This window comes from Actinoplanes sp. NPDC051633 (assembly GCF_040681735.1).
Classification (GTDB): domain Bacteria; phylum Actinomycetota; class Actinomycetes; order Mycobacteriales; family Micromonosporaceae; genus Actinoplanes.
This window is the reverse complement of record NZ_JBFAZH010000646.1, coordinates 1-4,579: the sequence shown is the minus strand read 5'-3', so window position 1 is coordinate 4,579 and position 4,579 is coordinate 1. Positions and strand designations below refer to the sequence as shown.

At 71.0% G+C, this 4,579-nt stretch carries 5 protein-coding genes; all 5 read right to left on the bottom strand.

The features are described 5' to 3' along the window. A partial coding sequence (locus tag AB0M20_RS28745) for a hypothetical protein (RefSeq protein ID WP_364303439.1) occupies positions 1–263 on the bottom strand: 263 nt, incomplete at its 3' end. A 90-nt stretch (positions 264–353) separates the two neighbouring features. Then, positions 354–962, bottom strand: coding sequence for an AraC family transcriptional regulator (locus tag AB0M20_RS28740; RefSeq protein ID WP_364303438.1), 609 nt, complete (start codon positions 960–962; stop codon positions 354–356). Then, the gene (locus tag AB0M20_RS28735; protein ID WP_364303437.1) at positions 959–1,228 is read right to left on the bottom strand and encodes a hypothetical protein; all 270 of its coding nucleotides are present in this window, start codon (positions 1,226–1,228) and stop codon (positions 959–961) included. The genes AB0M20_RS28740 and AB0M20_RS28735 overlap by 4 nt, the downstream gene beginning before the upstream one ends. Before the next feature lie 113 nt (positions 1,229–1,341). Next, the gene (locus AB0M20_RS28730; protein WP_364303436.1) at positions 1,342–2,826 is read right to left on the bottom strand and encodes an aromatic acid exporter family protein; all 1,485 of its coding nucleotides are present in this window, start codon (positions 2,824–2,826) and stop codon (positions 1,342–1,344) included. 358 nt (positions 2,827–3,184) lie between these two features. After that, positions 3,185–4,399 (bottom strand): NAD(P)/FAD-dependent oxidoreductase, encoded by a 1,215-nt coding sequence (locus AB0M20_RS28725; protein WP_364303435.1) that lies wholly within the window; start codon positions 4,397–4,399, stop codon positions 3,185–3,187. Positions 4,400–4,579 lie beyond the last annotated feature (180 nt).

The window sequence follows — 4,579 nt, the reverse complement described above, 5'->3', positions numbered from 1 at the left end:
TCCGCCGCGCCGACGCTGTGCGTCAGAGCGGCTTCGGCCACCCCCAGGCCCACCTTGTCGTCGCCGAGGACGTCCGCCGCGGCCGCGAACAGGGAAATCTTGGTCTCGTACGACCACCAGCGGCGCTTGTCGAGGTAGGCCTCGCGATCAGCGGATGCGCCGGCCCGTTCCAGCACCTGCCGGACGGCCGCCTCGCCACCACGCTCCTCGACGAAGCGCAGGATGGCGTGCACCGTGATCCCTGACGTCTCCCGCGGCTCCATATCGCCTCCGAGCGACCCTATCGTCCGGCCCGCCTCGAAACTGAGGATTGCTCTACGGTACGGCGCTTCGCGATGCACCACTGACCGTCGCTACCTCCGCAAGGTCTCGCGGGGAGAGGTACCGTACCGGGCGCGGTATTCCCCGGCGAAGCGGCCCATGTGGGTGAAGCCGTAGCGGTAGGCGATCTCGGTGACGGTATGCACCGTAGGGTCGGCTTGACGCAGGTGCTCGTGGACACGGGCGAGGCGCACGTGCCGCAAGTAGGTCATCGGCGCCGTCCCGACATAGCGCCGGAGACCATCCTGCAGGCTTCGAACGCTGACGCCGGCGACGCCGGCGAGGTCGGCGACGGTGAACGGCTTGCCAGGGTCCGCCCGCATGGCCTCGACGACACGCCGGATCGCACCCGGCGCTGCCGTTACCGCGCTCGGGCGCTCCAGCCGGTCGCGGTACGGGTGGTCCGTGGCGCTCAGCAGTCCAGCGATCAGGGCCTCTTGCAGCCGGGCCCCGGCCACGGGGTGGTGGATCAGACCTTGAGGCTGGGTGGCGTCGGCGGCCAGCAGCCGGACAAGGCGCAGCCAACTGGCACCCGGCCCACGAGTGATGTCGATGGTCGGCGCGAGCGTGACCGGCGAGCGGACCGGAGCGTCGAGGAGGCGGGCGAGTTCGTTCTCCAGCGTCGCGCGGTCGATCTTCACGGCCAGCAACCGGCAGTCGCCATCCCACTTCTCGAGGGAGGTGTCACCGACCCGCTGGAAGACGCCGCGGTTCTCGTCGTGGCCTGCAGAGGGCCGGTGCGACCTTGCCGCCAGGTCAACGAGCCTGCCATCGGCAGATTGACGTGGTACGCGCCGAGCTCACCGAATCGGACCTTCACATCGGTGCCGAATTGCAGATCGCCCAGGGTGACCGTGTCCGACGGGGTGACATCGAAACGAGTCTGCCAGGGGCGCTTAAGAGACACTTTCGGCGTCAGTCCGACATCTGGTGAACTCCTCAGGGGTCATGGGCCTGGCGAAGTGAAAGCCCTGAACGCGCGGTATCCGAGGCTGCGCAGGTGTTGCGCCTGCTCGACGGTCATTCCTGGTCGGCTTTCGGCTCGGTGGTGCCCGGTCGCGGCGGGTGCTTCGCCGCCTCCTCCTCGGCGAGGGAGTCCGCGGCGGCCCGGACGGCGGCCGCTGCGGCGTCGGCGGCCGCCTGCTCGACCGGCAGGCTCGCGCCGGCATCCCGCCTGTGGGGACGGGCCGCCCGTGGATCGGGGTTGGCCAAATTCGCCGCCGCCTCCGCCGCGGCTTCTGCGGCGACGTCCATCACTCGCCGAACCGCCTGCCGGGAACGGTCGGTGACCAGTGGCAGGGTCTGCTCGGCGGCGCCCACGACGCGCCGCGCCGCCCGTCGCGGCCCTTCGGTCAGCGACGGCGGGCGCCACGGCTCGGCGGCAGGACGTACCGCCGCCTCGATCTCGACCCGCAGCCGATCCACCGCGGTGAGCAGCGCGCCGTGTTGCTGCCAGGCCGCGGCGTCGGCGTGCGGGTCGACCAGCAGCAGTCGGCCCAGCAGCTCGCGCCGTTGGTACAGCTCGTCCAGCTGCTCGGCCACGCGGGCGCGGGCGATCTCGACCGGCTCACCGCCCGCGGCGACGGTGGCCACGCCGTCCAAGGCCGCGGCGGCGACGTCGAGCACGTCGGCGAGAGCCAGGCGGGCCTCTGAGGGATAGACCTCCGCCTCCAGTTCCGTCGGCAGGTAAAAGGTCCGGTCGAAGATCTCCCGGCACAGGGTACGGACGACGATGGTGCAGTACTCGATCGCGGTGAGGGCCGTGCGCAGGCGCGGCTGCGCCACGCGGACCTCGCCGCCACGTGGGTTGAGCACGGCGCTCTGCTCCGCCCGGACCAGCGAGTGATCGGCCTCCAGTACCGATGCGCTCAGGCCTCGGGCCGCGGTGAGCCAGTTCTGCGCGGCCTGACGCGACCAACCGTCGTGCAGTTGGGTGGCCAGCGAGCGCAAGAAGTCCGCCAGGCGGGTGGCCAGGCCGGCTACCGCCGAGCCGGCGGATTCCACATGCACCGGAGGCGCGATCGCGAAGTTCACCGCGATGCCGATCGCCGCGCCGATGAGCGTCTCGTACACCCGGCCGGCCGCCGCCTGCGACGCCGCGGCGCCGCCGACCGCAAGGACGAGCATCGCGCTGATCGGTACCTCCAGGGTGTGCGGCCCCAGGCGGAGGACCTGCCCGAGTACGAGACTCACGGCCACCACGGCCCCGAGGCTCCACCAGCTCAGCCCCACGACGGTGGCGAGCCCGACGGCGACCAGGACGCCGGCGAGCACACTCAGGACCCGCTGCAGTCCTTCGGCGACCGTCTGGAACACGGTCAGCTGCACCACCAGGATGGCGGTCAGCGGCGCGAGAATCGGTGATGCAGTGGTGTTCAGCAGATCGGCGGCGACATAGGCCAACACGGCAGCGAGCGTGACCTTGGCGGTGCGGATCCCGGGGATGCGGCCCCACCGGGCAAGCACGGCCGTCCAAGGATGGCGCAGGTAGGTAGTCAGTCTCATCGCTCCTCCTCGTCGGGCCGAGGCATACCCGGCTGGTCGCGCCACGACGTGCTTGCCGCACAAGTCGAGGGTAGAGGCCATCCGGACTGGTTCAGCCGCATGCGTAGTCGCGGTGAGGCTGGGCTCGCAGCGCAGCCCGTCCGGACCCGGGTCGAGGCCGAGCAGGACCCGATGAAGCCACCGCCTGCGTCGGACTTCATGCCCTTTGGGCAGTGGACCGCGTCGATCGTCCACCCGTGAGGCTGGTGATCACATGCGCCGGTTCGTGACTAAGAGCGTGTTTGAGAATGTCTCAATGGTCGGCGTGGCGGCGTGACATTGACCGTGCTTGTGGGCCAGGTGCCATCTGGCCCGTGAGCTATGGCCGGTGGGGATGGTCGAGGTGTGCGCGCACCGCGTCGGCGACCCGGGCGGCATCGCGTGGCATGCCGTTGAGCGTGTCGCTGCTGCGGTGGGTCAGCCAGTGCAGGCCGAGGTACCACAGGCCGGTCACGGTGGCGGCGGCCGGGCCGCTGTGGGCCGGGTGTCCCGCGCCGTTGAGCAGGCTGTGGGAGAGCCAGGAGAAGTCACCGGTGAAGCCGGTGCACCACACGACCGAGCCGACACCCTCCGCGAGCAGATCGACGGCTGTGGTGGATGGCAGGTCGACGGCCCCGTCGGTCGCGTCTGGTTCGGCGGTCGGCGCGTCGATGCCGTCACGGCGGATGATGTCGTCGACCATCGCGCGTGCCCGGGCGGCGAAGGCGTCGCCCGCGGCGACATTGTCGGCCAGGGAGTCGTCGACGGTGATCCGGTGGTCGGCCACGGCCGTCATCCGACCAGTCAGGGTCACGCCGGCGCGGGCCAGCGACTGCAGGCTCAAGCTCCGTCCACCGGATCCGAAGATCGGGCGCGGTACGTGCGCCAACGCCGGGTCGGGCAGATCATTGATGCGCTGGTGGAAGAAGCCGGCGTCGAAGAGCCACTCCTGAGTGTCGCGGCCGCGGTAGCGCCACGGGACCCGGCCGACCGGGCTGGTCGCGAGGATGACCCGCCGGCCACCAAGGACGAGATCCTCGGCGATCTGGCAGCCGGACTGCCCGCTGCCGACGACGAGAACGGCGCCGGCGGGCAGTTCCGCCGGCTCGCGGTAGTCGGCCGCGTGGAGCTGCGCGACCTGAGGGCACAGCTTCCGTGCGAGGGTGGGCAGTCGGGGCACGTTCTCGCCGCCGGTCGCGACCACCACAGCTCGCGATCGGACCCGGCCGGCGCCGGTGTCCAGCACGAAGCCGTCGGCGTGGGGGACCAACCTGTGCACTTCCACGCCGGCACGAACCGGGCATGCGGCGGCCAGCCGATCCAACCGTCGCACGACCTCGGCGGCGGTCAGGAACGCGTCGCGGTCCTGGTCGCCGAGCAGCGCGTTGGCCCAGCCGGGCGTGTTGAGCCGGAACGAGTCCCACCGCTGGGATCGCCAGGTCTGTCCCGGACGGCCGCGTTCGAGCACCACATGCTCCACGTCACGGTCGGTCAGCGCGGCGCTTGCCGCCAACCCTGCCGGGCCACCGCCGACGACCACGCAGGCAACGTCCATGATCTCTCCCCGGGCTGGCGCAGGTGCATCGTCGGGGATCAGCCTGGCCAGGCCGCTACGGGCGCGCCAGTACAAGATCGGAACCGTGGTCGCGTGGTCGCCGGTCGGCGGCGGTTCACGAATGGCACTACCGCTGGCCGTGGAGCGGGCCGACACAGCACACATGCGAGGCTACGGTCA

What these genes read in the sequence shown, in the direction of transcription:
- AB0M20_RS28725 (WP_364303435.1), bottom strand. Translation starts at nt 4,399, where the DNA reads ATGGACGTTGCCTGCGTGGTCGTCGGCGGTGGCCCGGCAGGGTTGGCG.
- AB0M20_RS28730 (WP_364303436.1), bottom strand. Translation starts at nt 2,826, where the DNA reads ATGAGACTGACTACCTACCTGCGCCATCCTTGGACGGCCGTGCTTGCC.